The sequence below is a fragment of the Exiguobacterium aurantiacum DSM 6208 genome, from assembly GCF_000702585.1.
Classification (GTDB): domain Bacteria; phylum Bacillota; class Bacilli; order Exiguobacteriales; family Exiguobacteriaceae; genus Exiguobacterium; species Exiguobacterium aurantiacum.
Window position 1 is genome coordinate 1,547,350 of sequence record NZ_JNIQ01000001.1, and the last position, 22,312, is coordinate 1,569,661.

General features: G+C 53.9%; 21 protein-coding genes. 17 read left to right on the plus strand and 4 right to left on the minus strand.

Features of this window, described 5'->3' with window-relative positions; translation table 11 throughout:
* Window positions 1-24: 24 nt before the first annotated feature.
* Window positions 25-936 (minus strand): ribonuclease HIII, encoded by a 912-nt coding sequence (gene rnhC / locus P398_RS0108155; RefSeq protein WP_024371408.1) that lies wholly within the window; start codon window positions 934-936, stop codon window positions 25-27.
* Window positions 937-1,056: 120 nt separating this feature from the next.
* Here rnhC and P398_RS0108160 point away from each other — a divergent pair, with 120 nt between their 5' ends.
* The 7 genes from P398_RS0108160 to P398_RS0108190 all read left to right on the plus strand — a co-directional run bounded on the left by P398_RS0108160 (window position 1,057) and on the right by P398_RS0108190 (window position 9,132).
* Window positions 1,057-1,458, plus strand: a complete 402-nt coding sequence (locus tag P398_RS0108160; protein WP_024371409.1) for a hypothetical protein — start codon at window positions 1,057-1,059, stop codon at window positions 1,456-1,458.
* The gene (locus P398_RS0108165; RefSeq protein ID WP_029334729.1) at window positions 1,458-1,982 is read left to right on the plus strand and encodes an NfeD family protein; all 525 of its coding nucleotides are present in this window, start codon (window positions 1,458-1,460) and stop codon (window positions 1,980-1,982) included. Before P398_RS0108160 ends, P398_RS0108165 begins: the two co-directional genes overlap by 1 nt.
* Window positions 1,983-3,503: a flotillin family protein gene (locus P398_RS0108170; RefSeq protein ID WP_024371411.1), complete on the plus strand. Its 1,521-nt coding sequence runs from the start codon at window positions 1,983-1,985 to the stop codon at window positions 3,501-3,503. It abuts the gene before it with no gap.
* 139 nt (window positions 3,504-3,642) lie between these two features.
* Complete coding sequence (locus tag P398_RS0108175) at window positions 3,643-4,611, plus strand: BMP family lipoprotein (protein ID WP_029334730.1); 969 nt, start codon at window positions 3,643-3,645, stop codon at window positions 4,609-4,611.
* The gene (locus P398_RS0108180) at window positions 4,611-6,254 is read left to right on the plus strand and encodes a methyl-accepting chemotaxis protein (protein WP_029334731.1); all 1,644 of its coding nucleotides are present in this window, start codon (window positions 4,611-4,613) and stop codon (window positions 6,252-6,254) included. The genes P398_RS0108175 and P398_RS0108180 overlap by 1 nt, the downstream gene beginning before the upstream one ends.
* Window positions 6,255-6,422: 168 nt before the next feature.
* Window positions 6,423-6,998 carry a helix-hairpin-helix domain-containing protein gene (locus P398_RS0108185; RefSeq protein WP_029334732.1) on the plus strand — a complete coding sequence of 192 codons (576 nt, stop codon included), beginning with the start codon at window positions 6,423-6,425 and terminating at the stop codon, window positions 6,996-6,998.
* A 1-nt stretch (window position 6,999) separates the two neighbouring features.
* Window positions 7,000-9,132 (plus strand): ComEC/Rec2 family competence protein, encoded by a 2,133-nt coding sequence (locus P398_RS0108190; protein ID WP_029334733.1) that lies wholly within the window; start codon window positions 7,000-7,002, stop codon window positions 9,130-9,132.
* Window positions 9,133-9,185: 53 nt separating this feature from the next.
* On the opposite strand, the gene P398_RS16590 is transcribed toward P398_RS0108190, so the two are convergent.
* The gene (locus P398_RS16590; protein WP_024371416.1) at window positions 9,186-9,350 is read right to left on the minus strand and encodes a YqzM family protein; all 165 of its coding nucleotides are present in this window, start codon (window positions 9,348-9,350) and stop codon (window positions 9,186-9,188) included.
* Between the two features lie 91 nt (window positions 9,351-9,441).
* On the opposite strand from P398_RS16590, the gene holA reads away from it, so the two are divergent.
* Together holA and P398_RS0108205 are read left to right on the plus strand one after the other, a co-directional pair.
* Window positions 9,442-10,452, plus strand: coding sequence for a DNA polymerase III subunit delta (gene holA, locus P398_RS0108200; RefSeq protein WP_235263478.1), 1,011 nt, complete (start codon window positions 9,442-9,444; stop codon window positions 10,450-10,452).
* A 9-nt stretch (window positions 10,453-10,461) separates the two neighbouring features.
* A complete protein-coding gene (locus P398_RS0108205; RefSeq protein ID WP_029334734.1) occupies window positions 10,462-10,896 on the plus strand; it encodes a GNAT family N-acetyltransferase in 435 nt (144 codons plus the stop codon).
* Between the two features lie 30 nt (window positions 10,897-10,926).
* Here the strand turns inward: P398_RS0108205 and rpsT are convergent, their stop codons facing one another.
* Entirely contained in the window at window positions 10,927-11,187 is a 261-nt protein-coding gene (gene rpsT, locus P398_RS0108210) for a 30S ribosomal protein S20 (protein WP_021065661.1), read from the minus strand.
* Window positions 11,188-11,406: 219 nt separating this feature from the next.
* Between rpsT and lepA the strand changes: the two genes are divergently transcribed.
* The 5 genes from lepA to hemW all read left to right on the plus strand — a co-directional run bounded on the left by lepA (window position 11,407) and on the right by hemW (window position 17,980).
* Window positions 11,407-13,230: a translation elongation factor 4 gene (lepA, locus tag P398_RS0108215; protein WP_029334735.1), complete on the plus strand. Its 1,824-nt coding sequence runs from the start codon at window positions 11,407-11,409 to the stop codon at window positions 13,228-13,230.
* 107 nt (window positions 13,231-13,337) lie between these two features.
* Entirely contained in the window at window positions 13,338-14,417 is a 1,080-nt protein-coding gene (serC, locus tag P398_RS0108220; RefSeq protein WP_029334736.1) for a 3-phosphoserine/phosphohydroxythreonine transaminase, read from the plus strand.
* Window positions 14,395-15,558: a phosphoglycerate dehydrogenase gene (locus tag P398_RS0108225; RefSeq protein WP_029334737.1), complete on the plus strand. Its 1,164-nt coding sequence runs from the start codon at window positions 14,395-14,397 to the stop codon at window positions 15,556-15,558. The genes serC and P398_RS0108225 overlap by 23 nt, the downstream gene beginning before the upstream one ends.
* 12 nt (window positions 15,559-15,570) lie before the next feature.
* The gene (locus P398_RS0108230) at window positions 15,571-16,755 is read left to right on the plus strand and encodes a DUF1015 domain-containing protein (protein WP_029334738.1); all 1,185 of its coding nucleotides are present in this window, start codon (window positions 15,571-15,573) and stop codon (window positions 16,753-16,755) included.
* A gap of 67 nt (window positions 16,756-16,822) precedes the next feature.
* Window positions 16,823-17,980, plus strand: coding sequence for a radical SAM family heme chaperone HemW (gene hemW, locus P398_RS0108235; protein ID WP_024371423.1), 1,158 nt, complete (start codon window positions 16,823-16,825; stop codon window positions 17,978-17,980).
* Between the two features lie 50 nt (window positions 17,981-18,030).
* Here hemW and P398_RS0108240 read toward each other — a convergent pair whose 3' ends face one another.
* Window positions 18,031-18,636: a DUF1054 domain-containing protein gene (locus P398_RS0108240; RefSeq protein ID WP_024371424.1), complete on the minus strand. Its 606-nt coding sequence runs from the start codon at window positions 18,634-18,636 to the stop codon at window positions 18,031-18,033.
* 191 nt (window positions 18,637-18,827) lie between these two features.
* Between P398_RS0108240 and hrcA the strand changes: the two genes are divergently transcribed.
* The 3 genes from hrcA to dnaK are packed head-to-tail and all read left to right on the plus strand — an operon-like array spanning window position 18,828 to window position 22,299.
* A complete protein-coding gene (hrcA, locus tag P398_RS0108245; RefSeq protein ID WP_029334739.1) occupies window positions 18,828-19,850 on the plus strand; it encodes a heat-inducible transcriptional repressor HrcA in 1,023 nt (340 codons plus the stop codon).
* A 17-nt stretch (window positions 19,851-19,867) separates the two neighbouring features.
* Window positions 19,868-20,446 carry a nucleotide exchange factor GrpE gene (grpE, locus tag P398_RS0108250; RefSeq protein WP_024371426.1) on the plus strand — a complete coding sequence of 193 codons (579 nt, stop codon included), beginning with the start codon at window positions 19,868-19,870 and terminating at the stop codon, window positions 20,444-20,446.
* 29 nt (window positions 20,447-20,475) lie between these two features.
* Window positions 20,476-22,299: a molecular chaperone DnaK gene (gene dnaK / locus P398_RS0108255; protein ID WP_024371427.1), complete on the plus strand. Its 1,824-nt coding sequence runs from the start codon at window positions 20,476-20,478 to the stop codon at window positions 22,297-22,299.
* Window positions 22,300-22,312 lie beyond the last annotated feature (13 nt).

Here is a 22,312-nt window from a genome sequence, read left to right on the forward strand (position 1 = left end):
TATACCATATGTCGACGAGGAGCACTATCGTTTCAACTCGCTCAAACGCACGGCTTTTTTCGTGTTGGCGAAGTGAACTTTAGCGATGTCATTCAACCGTTCGACGCCATCACGCTTAATCAACGTGGCGGCGACTTGGTCGACTTTGGCGCCGGCTCCTTTTGGTAACGTGACGCCGACGGTTTGACTCAATTTGTCCATCTCCTTCAAAAAGAACGCGCGCGCCAAAATCGAGGCGGCGGCGACGGCCACGTGAAGTCCTTCCGCCTTGGTGGAAAAGAAGACATCGTCCTTGACGACAGCGGCTTCACCGCTTAAATGTCTGTAATAGACGTTCTTTTCGGCGAACTGGTCGATCAAGATGGCGTCTGGCTTCTGATCCAGTTTTTTTAATAACGCTGACAAGGCAGCATTATGGGCGATTGCCGTCATCTTTCCTTGTGTCATCGTCCGTTGCATCTTATTGTACATCGGATTATGGAGCGTTGCTTTTTGATACGGGATGGTGACGTGCAAGTCGCGGGCGATGCGCTTGATGTCTGTGTCCGATAACAACTTGGAGTCTTTGACGCCGAGTTCTTTGACGAGTGCGATGTTGTCGCTCGACACGTAGGCGGCGACGACGACGAGTGGACCGAAGAAGTCGCCTTTTCCGACTTCGTCGCTACCGATGACGGACCAGTCGGAAAAGCCTTCAGGCAATGTCGTTTTAGGGACGGATGCCGCCTTTTGGATGACGTCTCCCCATTTCGCTGCTTCTTGTTCAGCGGTTCGGCCTTGGAACATGACTTTACCCGAATTGTAGACGGTAATCACGCACGTCGGTGTCTTTGCACAGAAACGAGCGTGAGGAGGCGGGCTGACCGCTTGGGAGGAATACGTTTCGATGAGGGCACGTTGCGCCTCGACCGATAATTTGATGACTTGATTGCCCAACAGGAGCACTTCCTTTCTGTCTCGCAAATTAATCTTACATTTTTTTTGTGGATTTTGAAACCAACATCCCGGCTTTTTCGTATGAAACAATGAGTCGAGAAGAAGTGAGGTGAGACGAAGATGTGGTGGCGCGATGACACGGAGCAAGATGAGGCTGGATCCCTCTATAAACAGATTCTCGAACTTGAGTCGAGGATCGCGAAACTAGTTGCCCATCAAGTGCGGGTGCGTCGGCTGCTCATGCAAGAGTCGTCCGAGGCGACGGCTGATCAAATCATTACGTTGCAAGCGGAAGTCGATCATTATTTAACGCTACTTCGTCAGGAAAGAGTGGAGGCCGTCGACCGATATGAACGCTTGCGTTTTGAGCAAACAATCGGTCGTGTGCGTGAACATGTCGAACAACCGACACGCCCGCTCACTGAGTGGGACACGATCGAACGGGCGCTCGCGCTCGAAGTTGAACATCTGCGCCGCGTGCTCGCTTTCGAGCATGAACGCCGGAGCGAGGAGGGGTGGTAATGGAATCAATTGATCAATTATATTGGTGGGTATTGATCATCGCCGGGCTCGGCACGTTCATTTATATGCTGTTCTCCGATGCGTTCGATTTATTTGAAGGCTGGTTCAACCCGGCTGTCATCCTTTCGTTCTTGGCACTCGGGGCGGGGATCGGTCTCATTTTAAATGCGCTCGCGCACGTCTCGCCGATGATCGGGCTTGCCGTTGCCCTCGTCGGGTCGTTCGCCTTGACGACGCTTCTTTACTTATTCGTCTTATTGCCGCTCTCGAACGCGGAGGAATCAATCGGCATGACCGATGAGTCGCTCATCGGCCTCGTCGGTCGGTTGACCGTGCCGGTCCCTGAAGGCGGCTACGGGGAAGTGCTCGTCGAATCGGTCACCGGGTCAGTAGTAAAGACGGCGCAAAGTATCGACGAAAAAGCGATTCCGAGCGAACGGCGCGTCGTTATCATTGAAGTAGAACGAAATATTGCGATCGTCATGGAATATGACGAGCCGACAATCCGGAAGGAGAATGGATAGATGGATACAGTCATACTTGCAAGCATTATCGTCGGGGTGATCATTCTTTCCCTGATTTTTGTATTCGTATTAAAGTACCGTACGGTCGGACCGGATGAGGCGTTGATCGTCACCGGTAGTTACTTAGGGAAGAAAAATGTCCATAGCGACGCCTCGGGCAACCGGGTCAAAATCATTCGTGGTGGCGGTACGTTCGTCTTGCCGGTCTTCCAACAGGCAGAACCGCTCAGCCTTCTTTCAAGCAAGCTCGAAGTGACGACACCGGAAGTGTACACGGAGCAAGGTGTTCCGGTCATGGCGGATGGGACAGCCATCATTAAAATCGGTGGGTCGATCAGCGAAATCGCGACGGCGGCCGAACAATTCCTCGGTAAACCGAAAATCGAGCGCGAGAACGAAGCGAAAGAAGTGCTCGAAGGTCACCTCCGTTCTATCCTCGGTTCGATGACTGTCGAAGAGATTTATAAAAACCGTGACAAGTTCTCGCAAGAAGTGCAACGCGTCGCCTCGCAAGATTTGGCCAAGATGGGTCTCGTCATCGTCTCGTTCACAATTAAAGACGTCCGCGATAAGAACGGTTATCTTGAGTCGCTCGGGAAGCCGCGGATTGCCCAAGTGAAGCGCGACGCTGACATCGCGACGGCAGAAGCCGACAAAGAGACACGCATCAAGCAAGCGGAAGCGATGAAAGACGCGAAGAAAGCGGAACTTGAGCGGGCTTCAGAGATCGCTGAAGCCGAGAAAGAGAATCAGCTTCGGATCGCGGCATATCGTCGTGAACAAGACGTCGCCAAAGCCCGGGCCGACCAAGCGTACGAGCTCGAAGAGGCGAAAGCGAAACAAGAAGTCACCGAGCAACAGATGCAAGTCCAAATCATCGAGCGTCAAAAGCAAATCGAGCTCGAAGAGAAAGAGATTATGCGTCGTGAGAAACAATACGACTCAGAAGTGAAGAAGAAAGCCGATGCCGACCGCTATGCGATCGAGCAGTCAGCTGAAGCCGACAAGGCGCGACAAATCGCCTCAGCGGATGCCGAGAAGTACCGGATCGAAGCGGAGGCGAAAGCCGACGCCGAACGCGTCCGACTCGCTGGTGTCGCCGAAGCGGACTCGGAACGAGCGAAAGGGGAGGCGGAAGCTGAAATCATCCGCTTGACCGGTCTCGCTGAAGCCGAAGCGAAACAGAAGATTGCGGAAGCGTTCGAGCAATACGGACAGGCGGCCATTCTCGACATGGTCGTCAAGATGCTTCCTGACTATGCGAAACAGATTGCGGCGCCGCTCGGTAACATCGATCAAATCACGGTCGTCGACACGGGCAGTGGCAAAGACGGTGGGGCCGGAAAAGTGACTGGTTACGCGACCGACTTGATGGCGTCGCTTCAACAGACGCTCAAAGCCTCGTCTGGCATCGACATGAAAGATTTGCTCGACAACTTTGTCGGGAAAGGTAGCGTCCCGACTGGTGATACGTCAGACCGCACGTTGACGGAACCGACTGTCGCGGCAACAGAAGAATAACGAGCAAGGCTGTAGACGATTCGTCTGCAGCCTTTTTTTCACGGATGATTCCCCTAACTTTCAACTGGAATGACTTCAAGCCAAGTCGAATTCTGTCGATAAGTAAGATGTCAGACTAATAGAGAGAGGGAGTAAAGTCATGAGAAAAGCAGTTATGATCGGAATGATGACCGCGTGCGTTGCTTGGTTATCGGGATGTCAATCCGTGATCAATCAACCAGAGGCGACCGTCGAGGAGCGGCAATCGATGGGTGTCGTCTTATCGGACGTCGGTCTCGGGGACCAGTCGTTCAGCGATGCGGCGATGCGCGGGATGGGCCAACTACGGGAGACTGGAGAGTGGTTCGTCGACTATCGGGAGCTTGACGAGACCGAGACGTATAAAGCGGGCTTCGAGCAACTCGTCGCCGACGGGCATGACGTCATCATCGGTCTCGGCTTCGCTTGCCAGGCCGACTTGGAAACAGTGGCGACCGCCAACCCGGACCAGCAGTTCGCTTTGATCGACGCGGTGTCGACATTACCGAACGTCATCTCGGTCACGTTTGAAGAAGTGGAGGGAAGTGCCTTGGCCGGTGCTGTCGCTGGACTAGAGACTGATACGGACAAAATCGGATTCATCGGCGGAGTGGACAATGAACTGATTCAGAAATTTTCTACCGGATTTTTGCTCGGTGCAAAGGCGGTAAATGAAGACGTCGAGCTCATCGTCGATTATGCGAACGATTTCGCCTCTCCGGACATCGGCCGCATGTTGGCGGAAAAACAAATTCAAGCGGGCGTTGACGTGTTGTATGCAGCGGCAGGACTGACGGGTGTCGGCGTGTTAGAGACCGCTGAAAAGAACGGGGTGAAGGCGATCGGTGTCGATAGCGACCAATCGATGATTGCCCCGGACGCCGTCATCACATCGATGTTGAAACAAGTCGACTTGGCGATCGTCGAAATTGCGAACAACGTCAAAGCAGATGTATTCAGTGAACATTACGTGCTCGGTCTCGACCAAGGCGGTGTCGGCTTGTCAGCGCTGCGGCGCATCCAATGGACCGAAGACGAGCGTGAACGGTTTGAATCGTTCGAGAAACGTCTGATGGAGGGGGCACAGTGATGAGTTTACGGAAACGATTTATTTTCTCCACCGTCTTCACGGTGCTGTTGATTATACTGATGATGAGTTACGTCTTGACGACATTGAACCGATTGCAGACTTATAATGAACAGTACGGTTCACAGATGATTGAGTTGTCGCAACTCGAGACGTCGCTGCTCCAAGAACAGTCGCTTTGGACGTCGCTCGGTGAGCAGATGAGCCCGGCGACGCTCAATCAATTGGAGCGTATCCGCCTGAACAACACGGAGACGTTCGACACGTTGCGGGAAACGTATTTGATTCCAGCCTTCGAAGAGCATCTGGAGCGAGCGACGATGAAATATGAACGCATCAGCGCCGACGTCGAGACGGCCCGTGAAGGCGGAATTGCGGCGCGCATCCAAGCCGCCAAGCTCGAAGGTCTGCTGAATGACGTGAACACGCTCTTGCTCAAGAACGGTACGTTTTATGAGGCGTTGCAACGTGAAGCGGCCGAGGAGACGAGACGTCTGTTCATCGTGTCGATCGTCCTGACAGGGTTCGTCATTCTCGCACTCGGGATTTACAACTTTTTCTTTGCCCGGTCGATCACACTTCCGCTCGAGCGGAACGTCGAGGCGGCCGAAGCGATCGCGTCTGGTCGGTTGATCACGTTACCGGACTCGACCCGGCGCGATGAGATTGGGCGATTGGAGCGGGCGATGCAAGACATGACGGCCTCCCTGCAGACGGTCATCGGATCGATCCGCGTCACCTCGATGCGAGTGAATGACATGACCGAGACGGCGGCAGCCGAGAACGAGGCGGTCGTGAGCACGACATCGAACATCACGAACGCGGTCGACGAAATGGCGAACGGCGCCCAATCGATCGCGACCGAACTTCAAGAGACGCTTGAATCGGTCGGTATTATGGCTTCTTCATTCGAAACGAGCCTGGACCAGACGAGGCAGACGACCGAAGAAACGACCGAGATGACACGTGAAGTGGCCGCTGGGATCGAAACGCTCACCGATCAAGAACGCATTTTGCACCAATCGAGTGAGCGAAACGGGATGCTCGTGACCCGGATGGAACAGTTCGCACGGAACACGGCCGAAATTGAGAAGATGGCAAAACTCGTCGAAGATGTGGCGGCACAGACGAATTTGCTCGCTCTGAACGCAGCCATCGAGGCCGCGCGAGCAGGTGAGGCAGGGCGTGGATTCGCTGTCGTTGCGAGCGAAGTGAAGAAGTTAGCCGAAGAGAGCAACGTGGCGACCCGTTCAATCTTTGGTGTCGTCCAGTCGATCCATGAAGAAGTCGAACGATTGAAGGAGACGGTCGAAGAATCAAGCCGCGAACAGAACGCCCAACTTCAAGCGTTCGGATTGACGAAACAAGCGTTCACACGCATTCATGACCGGACCGACCACGTGGCCACATTCGTCTCGACGATCGAACGCGAGATGGTCGCCTCGAGCCGTGAAGTGACGAACGTGTTGAAGCGGGTCGAGGAAGTGAGCGGCGTGACCGAAGAACTGGCAGCCGGGAACGAAGAAGTGGCCGCCTCGATGAAAGAACAACAAGCAAGTTTCGATCAAATCTTTGCCTTGATGCAAGAGTTAGAAGGGCAAGCGGCAGCGCTCGCGAGCCAAGTCCAACATTTTGAGAACGAATGAGGAAGAGACAAGTTTCGGCTTGTCTCTTTTTTGTCGTGTTGCTGGATGAGGAAAGTGAAGAGAGTGCTCACAGAAGGGCGGGGCAACGATGCGTTAACGAAGCGAACATTATCGACACACGTGCATCATACTAGGAAGTGAACATTTGTCGACATGGAGGGATGCGTAATGGAGAAATGGAAGCGGTACGTCGTCGGGCTCGTCGTTGGACTCTTCATCGGTGTCGGGTATTTATTCGCGTCAAAACAGCCAGAGACGACGATCGTTGAAGAATTCACTGTCACAGAAGAAGTGGAACCGAACGTGTCGGCAGAAGGAGGAGTGTCTCAAGTCGTCGTATACGTGGCCGGCGCGGTCGAGACGCCGGACGTGTACACGATGCCTCAAGGCGCAAGAGTCGGAGACGTGTTGACGCTCGCCGTTTTGACGAGCGACGCCGACCCGCAACAGTTGAACTTGGCCCAACTGCTCGTCGACGGCACTAAAGTCACCGTCCCGCGGAAAGGTGAGGTCCTCGTGGCCGCACCGGATACGACTAGTGGCGGGACGAACGGTGTCCATGTCAACAGTGCGACAAAAGAGGAGTTGATGAGCGTACCTGGCATCGGTCCTGCCAAGGCAGACGCGATTTTAACCTACTTGCAGACGCACGGACCGTTCAAGTCGTACGAGGAGATCGGGAACGTCAAAGGGTTTGGTGAGAAGACGCTAGAGAGCATGGAAGGGTATTTGCTGGTCCCGTGACATGCCGATCTATCCGTTCCTTCCCATCATGCTCGTCATTGCCTTCACATACGAGATGTGGCCGATTGCGTTGCTCGTCGGCGTACTTCTCGCGCTGACGTTTCGTGGTCAAGCGATGGCCACTCATATCGGGGCGAGCTGTCTCGCCCTAATCGTCTTCGTTCACGGCGCCCCGCTGCCGGTCACAGGAGAGGTGCCGTACGCTTTTGAGATTGAGAGCCGCAGGGATAACGGTCGTTCGGTTCGATTATATGGCACGATCGGCGACGCGAGCGGGGTGTTGGTCGGACGGGACGTATCGGCGGGGCGTCCAGGCGAGACGTGCCATGTGATGTTTGAGACGGAACCGTTCTCCCCGCTTCGAAACGTCGGAGGGTTTGACGAGGCGTCTTGGGCACTCGGGTCAGGGCTCAGCTTCAAAGGAAAGAACAGCTCGATTGAATCGTGTCGTCCGACAGCCACTTGGAACGGGAGGATGCTACGGTTCAAAGACCGGCAGCTCTTGAAGATCGAGACGAGGCACCGTCCGGACGTCGCCCTTTACATGCAGGCGCTCTTGTTCGGGGAAGGGCGTTTGTTAGATGAGGAGACGTCTTTCTCGTACCGTGTGACCGGACTGCTCCATCTGCTCGTCATTTCAGGGTCACATATCGCCATGCTCGTGATCGCGTTCAAATGGCTCATGCGTCCGCTGCCGCTCCATCGGGAGACGAAGACGGTGTTCATCATGGTCGGTGTGACGGCGTTCGGTTGGCTGACCGGCTTTTCGCCGCCGGTCGCGCGTGCCGTACTCGTGGCGGACGTGCTGCTCGCCTTGACACTCGTCGGCTACTCGGTCCGTGATCCGATGCGGCTGCTCAGTTGGTGCGCGGCGGTGCTGTTGGCGTTGCACCCTTATTTATTGTTCAATCTCGGGTTTCAATTGACGGTCGGGATGACCCTCTTCTTGATTGTGACCCGTTCGATATGGACGAACGTGTTCAGCTTGGCGCTTTACGCCCAGTGGTTCGGGTTGATTGTCCTTTGGGCCGTCCAACCAGTCATTTCATGGTTCGCTCCGCTCTACAATGTGATCGTGGCCATCTTGATCTCTTGGGTCATTATTCCGCTCGCTTTGTTGACGTACGTGTTTCCGTCGAGCGATCGGTTGTTACACCCGATCCTCGACGGGTTGAACGGGACGTTCGCGCTTCACCATACGTACAAACCGTGGTTCCCGCTCCACGACGTGACGCTTTGGCATAGTCTGTATCTCGCGGGCTCGTTGTGGGTCGGACTCGTGATATTGGAGCGCGGACGGAAGGTGGGTTGGCTGTGCGCAGGGGCGGCGCTTCTCGCCTTGGCGTTCATGTTAGAGTCGGCCGAAGAAGACCGGGTCACGTTTTTAGACGTCGGTCAAGGGGATGCGATCGTCGTCGAGGCGAACGGGGTGACAGGGGTGATCGATGTCGGTGGGGTGTATCAAGACCCAGACGAGAGGAAACGGTCGACGTTTGACCCAGGTGCTGATGTCGTCGTTCCGTACGTTTGGAAGCGAGGCGAGCGGGAACTGGACTTCTTGTTGCTCACTCATGCCGACCACGACCATATCGGCGGCTTGACCGGTGTCCTCGAGAAGCTGCAGGTCCGTGAGGTATGGCTGGCGGCCGAAGGAACTGATCAAACGAAGCGGTCCGAACTGTTATCGACGCTCGCGACGTACGACGTCCCGGTCCGTTTCGTTCGAGCGGGTGACCGACCGTATCCGTGGATGTGGATCGTCAGTCCGACTGAGAGGGAAGACGATGAGAACGCTAACTCTGTATCGGTCTATATGATGGTCGGTGGGCTGAAATATTTGTTGACGGGTGACTTGCCTGAGGCCGGTGAAAAGAAGTTACCGACCGTCGATGTCGATGTGTTCAAGCTCGGTCATCACGGGTCGGACACATCTTCGAGTGAAGACTTGTTGACTCGCGTTGACCCGGAATGGACGGTCATCAGTGTCGGCAGGAATAATCGATACGGGCATCCGCATGAAGACGTGTTAGCTCGCCTTGTCGGGAAGCACGTGTTACGGACCGATGAACATGGCATGGTCGTATGTGAGCGTGGAGGGTGTCGAGGGATTGTGGAAACAGCGGTCAGCCGATGAAATGTATGATAAACTAAAAAACGATTGCTCCCCCGGGGCAATCGTTTAATACATTATAAGCTTAAGAACTTGATGAGGACACCGATCGCGAAGAGTGTGAAGAAAAAGCCGAACGGTACGATGAAGCCGATTGCTGAATCGATGGCGTCGTTCCGCTTGCACTGCACGTCGTTCTCGAACGGGTTTTCGCTTGGTGGGCGAACAGAGTTAATATGCATAGTGAGTCCCTCCTTGAAATGGTTCCGTCCTAAGTATAGCGAATCAGCGAAGGATTATCTATGTTTTAGATAAGAATAAATTGTGAAAGTGGTGTGTGTTTTGAATGAACCATGGCTACATAACGGGAAGCTGTCCAACGTTTACGTGTTGTACGGGACAGAGAAGTACTTGCTCGACACGTGGGAACGCGAAATCGTCAAAGCGGCCAACCCGTCCGGAGATCAATTCGACGTCATGCGTCTCGACCTGCATGAGACGTCACTCGATACTGCGCTCGATGAGGCCGAGACGGTACCGTTTTTCAGTGAGTATCGGACCGTCGTCGTCAAACACGCTCAGTTTTTGACCGGTGCGAAAGAAAAACAGAAACAAAACGTGGACCGGCTGACCGAATATGCCCTCCAACCAGCCCCTTATTCGGTGCTCGTCTTTATCGTTGAAGCGGAAAAGCTCGATGAGCGGAAAAAAGTCGTCAAGCGCTTGAAGGAGCGGGCCATCGTCCTTGAGGCGAAAAAGCCGAGCCAGACGGAGCTCATGCGTTACGTCGGCGATGAATTGAGCCGTCGCGGGCAGAAAATGGAGCGTTCGACCGTCGAACGGTTGTTGTTCTTATGCCAGGACGACTGGGGAAAACTCGTGCGCGAGCTTGAAAAATTACAGCTATACGCGAGCGACGGGGCCGAGATCCCGCTCGACGTCGTCAATGACCTCGTTCCGCGGACACTTGAGGACAACGTGTTTCAATTGTCTGAGTTTCTAGTGGCCAGACGGGCCGATGCCGCGCTTCGACTCGTCCGTGATCTCGAAAAACAAGGTCAAGAGTTGATTGGACTGCTGTCCTTGCTCGCCCGGCAATATCGAAACATGTACCTTACCAAACAGTTGACGGAAAAAGGATACGGTGAGAAACAGATCGCTTCGAAGATAGGGGCTCATCCGTACACGGTCAAACTCGCAGGTCAGGCGAGCCGTAACTTCACGGAAGCGCAGCTCGCTACGGCCTTGACGGTCATTGCCGAGGCGGACGAATCGATGAAGACGGGACGAGGCGACAAACAGATCGTGTTCGATACGCTCGTCTGTCAGTTGACATTATTGTGAGGTGAAAACATGGGGTTGCAAGAAGTGAGACTTGAAGATGTGATTCCGCTCCGGCATGAGGTATTGCGTCCGGGGCGTCCGATCGAGACGTGTTATTTTGACGGGGATGATGCTCGGGACACGCGTCATTTCGCCTGGGTCGAAGCAGGGCGCGTCCTATCGATCGCGACCGTCATGCGACAAGAACGTGAGCTTTCGGGCGAACATGTGATTCTTCAATTGCGCGGCATGGCGACCGCTAAAGACGTCGCCGGGCAAGGAGTCGGATCGTCTTTCCTGCAGGCGTTAAATGAGGAGCTCGGGGCGTCGTGGTGGTGTAACGCCCGAGCCGTCGCTGTTCGCTTTTATGAACGGAACGGACTCACCGTCGTCGGCGAGCCATTTTATATTCCGGGAATCGGGACACATTATGTCATGTATCACAAAAAAACAGCCGGCTCCTAATGGAGGCGGCTGTTCCGGTTTGGTCTCTAATTAGAGAGCTGCGATGCGAGCTGCGAGACGTGATTTGTCACGACCAGCTTTGTTTTGGTGGATAAGACCTTTTGCTGCAGCTTTGTCGATTTTCTTCGTAGCGAGGACGAAAGCTTCTTGAGCAGCTTCTTTGTTTCCTTCGAGTACGAGGGCATCAACACGTTTTACTGCTGTACGCATTGCTGCTTTCTCTTGCGAGTTCGCGACACGGCGTTTTTCAGAAGTTTTTGCACGTTTGATTGCTGATTTGATATTTGCCATTGTTTGTCACCTCCTGAAACAAGAAAGTGTATGTTCTCATTACTTCAAGTAATCATTCAACAGAACAAGCACAATTGTAGCAAACGGTTATTCGAAAAGCAACCACTTGATGATTATTCTGAAAACTATATGTGGTATTGTTGTAGTAGGTCGTACACATTAAGTTAGGATTTTGATATAATGACACGGTATGCATGAGAAGGATAGGTGAACCCATATATGAACAAACAAGAATTAGAGAATCGTCAGAAGAAGATTCGCAACTTTTCCATTATCGCCCACATCGACCATGGGAAGTCGACGCTCGCTGACCGGATTCTTGAAAAGACTGGTGCGCTCACGGCGCGTGAAATGAAAGAACAGACACTCGATGCGATGGATCTCGAACGGGAACGTGGGATCACGATCAAATTGAACGCCGTCAAGTTGAACTATACGGCAAAAGATGGCGAAGAATACATCCTCCACTTGATCGACACACCGGGTCACGTCGACTTCACATACGAAGTCTCGCGCTCGCTCGCTGCTTGTGAAGGCGCTGTCCTCGTCGTCGACGCGGCACAAGGGATCGAGGCGCAGACGCTCGCGAACGTCTATCTCGCCCTCGATAACGACCTTGAGATTATCCCGGTCATCAACAAAATTGACTTGCCATCGGCTGACGTTGAGCGTGTCCGCCAAGAGATCGAGGATGTGATCGGTCTTGATGCGAGTGACGCCGTCCCGGCCTCTGCGAAAGCAGGCATCGGGATTGAAGAGATTCTCGAACAGATCGTCGAACTCGTCCCGGCACCGACGGGCGATCCGTCCGCGCCGCTTCAAGCGCTCATCTTTGACTCGTACTATGACGCGTATCGCGGTGTCGTCGCTTCGATCCGAATTGTCAACGGTTCAGTCAAAGTTGGAGACAAGGTGCAAATGATGTCGACCGGAAAATCGTTCGAAGTCACAGACCTCGGCGTCTCGACGCCAAAACCGTTGTCGGTGAAAGAGTTGAACGTCGGAGACGTTGGTACGCTCTCGGCATCGATCAAGACGGTAGGAGACGTCCGCGTCGGTGACACGATCACACTCGCGAAAAACCCAGCGACGGATCAACTTCCAGGTTATCGGAAGATGAACCCGATGGTATACTGCGGTCTTTACCCGATCGATGCGGCGAAGTATAACGATTTACGTGAAGCGCTCGAACGGCTTCAGTTGTCGGATGCGGCGCTCGAGTTCGAACCGGAGACGTCACAGGCGCTAGGGTTCGGTTTCCGCAGCGGATTCCTTGGCATGCTCCACATGGAAATCATCCAAGAGCGCATCGAGCGTGAGTTCGGGATTGATTTGATCACGACTGCACCGTCGGTTATTTATCACGTCACGACGACGGCGGGCGACGTCATCCATGTCGATAACCCATCGAAGATGCCAGAACAACAAAAGATCGAAGCGATTGAAGAACCGTACGTCAAAGCGGCCATCATGACGCCGAACGATTATGTCGGTGCCATCATGGAACTTTGTCAGAAGAAGCGCGGCAGCTTCATCGACATGCAGTATATCGATACGACCCGCGTCAAGATCACGTACGACATCCCGCTCAGTGAGATCGTCTATGACTTCTTCGACCAGTTGAAGTCGAGTACGAAAGGGTACGCGTCGCTTGACTACGACTTGATCGGATATCGTCCGTCACGACTCGTCAAGATGGACATCCTCCTCAACAACGAACTCGTTGATGCGCTCAGCTTTATCGTTCACCGCGATTTCGCCTATGAGCGTGGGAAAGTCATCGTCGAGAAGTTGAAGGCACTCATCCCGCGGATGCAGTTCGAAGTACCGATCCAAGCAGCGGTCGGCACGAAAATCGTCGCCCGTTCGACGATCAAGGCACTTCGTAAAAACGTCCTCGCTAAATGTTACGGCGGGGACATCTCGCGGAAGCGGAAGCTTCTCGAGAAGCAAAAAGAAGGTAAAAAGCGCATGAAGATGGTTGGTTCCGTCGAAGTGCCACAAGAAGCGTTCATGTCCGTTTTGTCGATGGACGAAGAATAAGTGGTCGCCCTTATCAAACGATAAGGGCGATTTTTTTGATTTGGCAGGATATAGGGAAGGCGATACGGAATAGTACCCACTTACAGAAAAATAGAGGAGGAGAGGCAGTGCCGACTTATAATTTTTCAGCCGGTCCGGGGGTGCTACCTGCACCGGTGTTGGAAGAAGTGCGATCACAACTTCTCTCCTATAAAGACAGCGGCGTCTCGATTGTCGAGATGAGCCATCGTTCTCAGGCGTTCATGGAAGTGGTACGTGAGCTAGAGCACCGCCTTCGCCGGTTGATGGACATTCCAGACACGTATGCCGTTTTGTTCCTTCAAGGCGGGGCGACGTTACAGTTTTCGATGGTACCGATGAATCTACGCGAATCGGGTCGTTTCGCTTATCTCGATAGCGGGACGTGGTCGAAGAAAGCGATTCAAGACGCAAGCCGGTTCGGTGACGTCGTCATCGCCGGTAGTTCAGCGTCGTCGAACTACGACACAATCCCGAATTGGGCGGGACAGATTCAAGACGTCGACTATCTTCATATAACGTTGAACAACACGATCGAAGGGACGCGTTACACGACGTTGCCGGAGACGAACGTCCCGCTCGTCGCGGACGTCTCCTCGAACATTTTGGCGGAAGCGATCGATGTGCGTCGCTACGGTCTCTTGTACGCCGGTGCGCAAAAAAATATCGGGCCGGCCGGGTTGACGATCGTCCTCATCCGTCGCGATTTAATCATCGCACGCGATTTGCCGTCGTATCTTGCTTACAGCGAACACGTCGACACGCTTCTTAACACCCCGTCGACGTTCAGCATATATGTCGCCGAACGGGTGCTCGCCTGGATCGAGGCCGAGGGAGGCGTCGCCGAGATGGAGCGGCGTAACCGCTTGAAGAGTGATCGGTTATATGGCGCGCTCGATGCGTCACCGTTGTTCCGTCCGCTCGTGACCGACACGACATGCCGCTCATTGACGAACATCCCGTTCACGACCGGAAATAAGGAGACGGACGAGACGTTTCGTCTGTACGCGGAAGCGCGCGGTTTGATTGAGCTTGGCGGTCATCGCTCTGTCGGCGGCTTACGGGCCAGTCTATACAACGCGATGCCGCTCGAAGGTGTCGAGCGGCTCGTGGATGCCATGCATGAGTTTGAACAGGAGGGACACGATGTTTCATATAAAAACGTATAATCAAATCGCCGCAGAAGGGCTCACCCGTTTTGAACCGAGCGAGTACGCGGTCAATGCGGCCGAGCAGGCCGATGCGTGGGTCATCAGGAGCCATGACGTGCACGAAGCTGAGATCCCGCCGTATTTGCTCGCGATCGCCCGAGCCGGTGCCGGGGTCAACAATCTTCCGCTCGAGCGATTGGCGCGCCAAGGCGTCGTCGTGTTCCATACACCGGGAGCGAACGCGAACGCGGTCAAAGAACTCGTGCTTGCGAGCATGCTCTTGTCGGTGCGGCCGATTTTACAAGGAGTGAACTGGGTGAACGATCAAACGTTCTCTAGTCAGACATTGCTCGAACGAGCGATGGAAGATGAGAAACGTCGGTTCGTCGGTTCCGAACTGCGCGGGAAAAAAGTCGGGATTGTCGGTCTCGGTGCCATCGGTTCGGCGCTTGCGAGCGACTTGATCCAGCTCGGCGTCGATGTCATCGGCTATGACCCGCATCTATCGGTCGACGGGGCGTGGAACGTCTCGAAGCAAGTGAAACGGGCCCGGTATTTGAGTGAGCTCCTCGCGGACATCGATCTGCTTTCCATCCATATGCCACTCACGGATGACAAGCGCGGGGTGATCGATGACGCCTGGTTCTCTCAAATGAAACGAGGCATCACGGTGTTGAATTTTGCCCGCGGTGAACTGGTGAACGATGAGCATTTGTTACGAGCGCTAGACGATCAAGTCGCCACATACATCACCGATTTCCCAAAACACGTGCTGCTCGGTCATCCCCGTGTTCTCGCGTTTCCGCATCTCGGCGCATCGACGAAGGAATCTGAAGTGAACTGTGCGATTCAAGCGGTCGATACGTTGAAAGCCTATTTAGAGACCGGAAACATTCGGCATTCGGCGAACTTCCCCGATACCGAGCTCCCTTACATCGGGAAGCGGCGCCTGGCCGTCTTACACTTGAACGTACCGAACATGGTCGGTCAAATCGCGAGCCGACTCGCAGAGGCGAGCATCAATATCGACAATATGGTGAACCGTAGCCGCGGTGACGTCGCATATACGTTGATCGATATCGACAACCATCAACATGAGCAATTATCTGTCCATACATTGTATGAGATCGAGGGCGTCATGCGCGTCCGTGAATTTTAAGGAGGAATGACCATGGTCGTATTCAAACCGTTTGCCCCATACATGCCGAAACATCCCGAGAACGTCGCCGCCGACCCGTATGATATCGTCACCGTCGAACAGGCGCGTCTTGACGTCGAACAGCGTCCTGATTCATTCCTAGCGGTCGATAAGCCAGAAGTGTTCATGGCGGACATGCCGCTCGAGGCGTGGGGACAACGAGCCCGTCACGAACTCGAACGGCTTTACGCGAGCGAGTTGACCGAACGGGCGAACGGATTTTACGTGTATCGGCTCACCGATCAAGGGCGTGTGCAGACAGGACTCGTCGCCACGTTCTCGGTGACAGATTATGAGGAAGGTCGGATCAAGATTCATGAGCACACACGGGAAGTGAAAGAACGTGAACGCGTCGAGCACGTCTCGGCTACGAAAGCGCACACCGGCCCGATCTTACTGAGCCACGCGCCGGACGAAGGGTTGCGTCGCATCCTAGACGACGCGACGACTGGGGAGGCGTTGTTTGCCTTCACGGACAGTCAAGGTGTCGTCCACGAAGGCTATGCCGTGCCAGCGAAGCATCAAGCACGCGTCATCATGCTCGGGGCCAGCATTCCGACCATCTATATCGCCGATGGACATCACCGGGCCAAAGCCGCAACCGTCGTCGCCCGGAGCCCGATTCATGAAGGGGAATCCAAACAAGAGCGGGACCACTTTCTCGGTGTCTTGTTCCCAAGCGATGAGCTGACGATTTTGCCGTACCATCGCGTCTTGCACGATGTGGCACCTGAAGAAGTGGCGGCGCTACTAGACGGCCTCTCCTTTAGTTACGAGATTGAAGCCGCAGACAAGGTATTCGTCCCGACCGAGAGTGCGATGTTCGGTTTGGCTTTTCGAGGCAAGCATTACAAGCTGACGAAGCGACAAGACGTCGAGGCGTTAGCCGTCGCGACGCTTCAACGAGACATCCTCGAGCCGTACTTCCGAGTCGAGGATGTCCGGACGGATGAACGCATCGATTTTGTCGGTGGAAAAGACGCGATTGAGCGCATCGAAGCGTTAGCGAGGCGACAGGACGTCGTCATCCTGACGTGCCACGCCACGGCGATGGAAGAACTGATGCGCGTCGCTGACGAAGCGGGCCAGATGCCGCCGAAATCGACATGGTTCGAGCCGAAACTGAAGAGCGGGCTATTCATCCATCGATTCGACTGAACACGCATAGTGGCATCGCGACGCAAAAAACGTTATAAATGGAAAGAGAAGAAAGGGGTGGCCGCTCATGGCTAAAGCCGTATATCTTCACATTCCATTTTGTGAACATATTTGTTATTACTGCGATTTCAACAAGGTGTTCTTAAAGAACCAACCGGTTGATGACTATTTAGATGCACTTGAACGAGAGATCGAACTATCGCTCGTTCAATATCCGACCGATACGATCGAGACGATTTTTATCGGCGGTGGGACACCGACGGCGCTCAATGAGGCGCAGATGAAACGACTTATGGACATGGTCGAACGTCATCTGCTCCCGCTCGCGTCTCCGAATCTTGAATACTCGGTCGAGGCGAACCCGAACTTCGTCAGTGCCGAGAAACTCGACACGATGAAACAGGGCGGGGTCAACCGCGTCAGTTTCGGCGTCCAGACGTTCGATGACGGCGGACTCGAGCGGATCGGGCGGACACACCGGGCCGACGACGTGTTCGCGACCGTGACAGAGGCCGCGAAGCGATTCGACAACATCTCGATCGACTTGATGTTCGGGTTGCCGGAACAGACGCTCGAGCAAATCGAGCGCGACCTCGACTTGGCGTTCCAGCTCCCGATTCAACACGTGTCTTCCTATTCGCTCATTCTCGAACCACATACCGTGTTCGCGATTCAAGAGCGAAAAGGGAAGTTGCGTCTTCCGGGTGAGGATATCGAAGTCGCGATGTATTTGAAAGTGATGGAGACGCTCGAACGGCGAGGCTTGAAACAATATGAGATTTCAAACTATAGCCTCGAAGGACGGGAGAGCCGGCATAACCAAGTGTACTGGCGCAATGAAGAGTATTATGGCTTCGGTGCCGGTGCGCACAGTTATTTGAACGGGGAACGGCGCGCGAACATCGCCCCGATTCCGCACTATATCAAGGCGGAAGGGTTGCCGGTTCGCAATACGACGAAACTCGAGACGGTCGAAAAGATGGAAGAAGAGCTATTCCTCGGCCTCCGCATGCGCTCAGGTGTCTCGTTTGAAACGTTCGAGTCGAAGTATGGCGTGTCGATGCGTTCGGCGTTCGGCCACGTTCTCGATGATCTCGTGGCAAAACGGCTGATTGAACTGACGGACACGCACGTCCGTTTGACGGAGTCGGGTTTACCGCTCGCCAACGAGGCGTTCGCCGCGTTCATCGGCGAGGCCCGCGTCGATGCGGACACGGTGAAATAAAGGCAAAACGTATACAAAAAAGGGAATCCGCAACGGATTCCCTTTCTATATTATAAGACGAGATCGCGATAGATCGGCATGAGCCGGCTGTACGTATCCTCGATGAGAGCGAGAAACGCCGCCTCGTTTTGAAGGATAGAGGCATCGGCCGGTAGTTGACGACCGATCAAGAAGTCGGCTTTCTTCACGTCTTTGAACCGCGCCGTCATCGTCTCGACCGCTTCATCAGACATGTCTTCGAGCAAGAACGCGTCTTTTTTCATATGGTCGCCGGAGATATGGAAGTCCGGAAACTGAGACTTCAAGTCGAGCGACATGAGCCGTTCGCCGATCGCTTCTTTGTTCGGCATCTCATAGATGAAAGCGAGCCAGACAAAGACCCGGTCGTCAAACAGGCCGACTTGGAAGTGAGGATGTTTCTTGTAGCCACGTTTATCGTGGCAGATGGCCATCCACGTGTCTTTAGGCGGATTGACGGTCCGGCGCGCATGTTTGGCGACGTGTAAATAAAGGGGGATGCCGACATCTGCCTCGAGCTGGGGACCGACTTCTTCATAAATTTGATGGAAGAGCGGCTGAATGTTCGAACGGATGCCTTCCATGCGGGCATCAAGTCCATCTTTTGTGAATACGTCGAATTGTTGTGTTGTAAACATATAATCACCTCAATTTGTATCATACCGAATCTGCTGAAAACATGCATAGGCGACGACTTCGTGGCAGCTTAGAAAATGAGACGAATGAATTGACAAATAGTGAGAACGTGATAATATTTGAAGTGTGATTAGCACTCGTTAAATATGAGTGCTAATAAAGCGAGGCCTATCTTTCAGAGAGGAGTGAAGATGTGCTGACAGAGAGACAGTTGCTCATTTTACGAGCTATCATTGATGACTATATCCAGACGGCGCAACCGGTCGGCTCCCGCACGTTGTCGAAACGGGATGACCTGTCATTCAGTTCGGCGACGATCCGGAACGATATGGCCGATCTCGAGGACATGGGTTTGATTGAAAAACCCCACACCTCGGCCGGACGGATCCCATCCGAGGTGGGGTATCGTTACTACGTCGACCATCTCGTCGAAACGAAGATCATCGACGAGCGCGAGACGTATCGTCTCGGGGAACATCTGCGGGCGTCCGCACAAGAGTCCGAAGTGCTCATCCGTCAAGCCGCCGACCTACTCTCTGATTTGACCAACTATACGACCGTCGCCCTCGGCCCGAACAGCCAGATGAACCGGTTGGCACGAATCGATTTGATGCCGCTCGATGAACGGCGTGGCGTCGTCTTGATCGTCACGGACCAAGGGCATGTCGAACACCGGACGGTCGTCTTTGAATCGCCGATGGCGCCGGAGATGGTCGAAGAGACGATTCGTTTCTTAAACGATCGTCTTAAAGGGACACCGCTCGGTCAACTGAAGTCCCGGATTGGTGAAGAAGTATCGAAACTTCGACTCGCACATCAAGAACAGTATGAGAACATGATGCAGCTCATCCAATCGACTGCCGGGCTGCATCATCCGAGCTCGCTCTACTTGGGCGGGAAGAAAAACATCTTCAATCAACCGGAGTTTCAATCGCTCGATACGCTCCGTCCGTTCCTCGAATGGATCGATGAACAGGAGCGCTTGACCGATTGGCTCGAATCGTTGCCAAATCGCGAGATTTATGTGAGCATTGGGAGCGAGAACGGTATCGTCGCGCTTCAAAATTGCAGCGTCATCACCTCTGACTACACGCTCGACGGGAAGACGTTCGGAACGATCGCCATGATCGGACCGACGCGGATGGACTATCGGCACGGGGTGCAGATGATGGGGCAGCTCATCGAGGCGCTCAGGCGAACGAAACTAGAAGAGTGACGGAAAGGAGCCTCAACATGACAGCAGACAACCAAAACGGTCCGGACAAGGACGAAGTGCTCGAGGAAAAAGATTTCGAGCCGAAGCAAGAACCGACGACAGACGTCGAATCAGACGAGGTTTCAAATGCTCAGAATGTGGAAGAAAGTTCTGAGGGGACTGATTTACAAAAAGAGATCGAAGTGCTCAAAGCGAGTGAACTTCGCATTCGCGCCGATTTTGACAACTTCCGCCGCCGGACGAACGAAGAGAACGCAAAACGCGTCAAGTTCGCCTCGCAAGCGGTCGTTGAAAAATTGATTCCGCTCATCGATAACTTCGAGCGTGCGCTCCAAGTCGAAGCGAACTCGGACGACGCCAAGCAAATCCAGGCGGGCGTCGATATGATCCATCGACAGTTGCTCGATGTGTTGAACGGTGAGAGCGTCGAAGCGATCGAAGCGGTCGGTCAACCGTTCGACCCGAACTTCCACCAAGCGGTCATGCAAGAGCCGAGCGATGAGTTCGAGTCAGGCATCGTGACGATGGAACTTCAAAAAGGATACACGATGCACGGGCGTGTCATTCGTCCGAGCATGGTAAAAGTCGCAGAATAACATTACTTAACTAGATGGAGGAATCGACAATGGGTAAAATTATCGGAATTGACTTAGGGACAACAAACTCATGCGTGGCAGTTATGGAAGGTGGCGAAGCGGTCGTCATCTCGAACGCGGAAGGGAACCGTACGACACCTTCTGTCGTCGCCTTCAAAGGGGAAGAGCGTCAAGTCGGGGAAGTCGCAAAACGTCAAGCGATCACGAACCCGAACACGATCCAATCGATCAAGCGTCATATGGGTACGTCGCATACAGTAGAAGTTGAGGGCAAGAAGTTCACGCCGCAAGAGATTTCAGCCATCATCTTGCAAAAACTCAAAAAAGACGCTGAAGACTACCTCGGTGAGTCAGTGACGGAAGCGGTCATCACAGTTCCTGCTTACTTCAACGATGCTGAGCGTCAAGCGACAAAAGATGCAGGGAAGATCGCTGGCCTCGACGTCAAGCGGATCATCAACGAGCCGACAGCTGCCGCACTCGCATACGGGCTTGATAAAGGCGAAGATCACACGATCTTGATCTATGACCTTGGCGGCGGTACGTTCGATGTATCGATCCTCGAACTCGGTGATGGTGTCTTTGAAGTAGTCGCGACAGCGGGTGACAACCGTCTCGGTGGGGACGACTTCGACCAAAAAGTCATCGACTACCTCGTCCAAGAGTTCAAAAAAGAGAACGGCATCGACCTCGCCCAAGACAAGATGGCGCTTCAACGCTTGAAAGACGCAGCTGAGAAAGCGAAAAAAGACCTTTCAGGCGTGACGAGTGCACATATCAGCCTCCCGTTCATCACGGCCGGAGCAGCTGGTCCGCTTCACTTGGAAACGACACTCACACGTGCGAAGTTTGACGAGTTGACAGCTGACCTCGTCGAGCGCACGATGGAGCCGACACGCCGCGCGTTGAAAGATTCAGGTCTCACACCGTCTGACCTCGACAAGATCATCCTCGTCGGTGGCTCGACACGTATTCCTGCGGTCCAAAAAGCGATTCACGATTTCACGAAGAAAGAGCCGTTCAAAGGTGTCAACCCGGATGAAGTCGTTGCCCTCGGTGCTGCGATTCAAGGTGGCGTCCTTGCCGGTGACGTGAAAGACGTCGTTCTTCTCGATGTCACACCGCTCTCACTCGGTATCGAGACGATGGGTGGCGTCATGACGAAGTTGATCGACCGTAACACGACGATCCCGACATCGAAATCACAAGTCTTCTCGACAGCGGCTGACAACCAACCGGCTGTTGACATCCACGTCCTCCAAGGGGAACGTCCGATGGCACCAGATAACAAGACACTCGGTCGCTTCCAGTTGACGGACATCCCGCCGGCACAACGTGGCGTCCCACAAATCGAAGTCAAGTTCGACATCGATGCGAACGGAATCGTTCACGTGTCGGCGAAAGACCTTGGCACGAACAAAGAACAGTCGATCACGATCCAATCGTCGTCAGGTATCGACGAGTCTGAAATCGAGCGCATGGTAAAAGAAGCCGAGGCGAACGCCGAAGCCGATAAACAGCGTAAAGAAGAAGCTGAACTCCGCAACGAGACGGACCAACTCGTCTTCGCGACAGACAAAGCGATCAAAGATCTCGGCGAGCAAGTCGACGCCGCGGATAAAGACAAAGCGGAAGCTGCAAAAGAAAAAGCGAAATCAGCACTTGAAGGAACGGATCTTGAAGCCATTCGTTCGGCAAAAGACGAATTGGCGACTGTCGTTCAAGAGTTGACACAAAAAGTGTATGCGAAAATGGCCGAAGAGCAAGGTGCTGAAGGCGCCGAAGCCCAAACAGAAGCGAAAGACGACAATGTCGTGGACGCCGAGTTTGAAGACCTCGACGATCGTAAATAATAAAACCGATAGG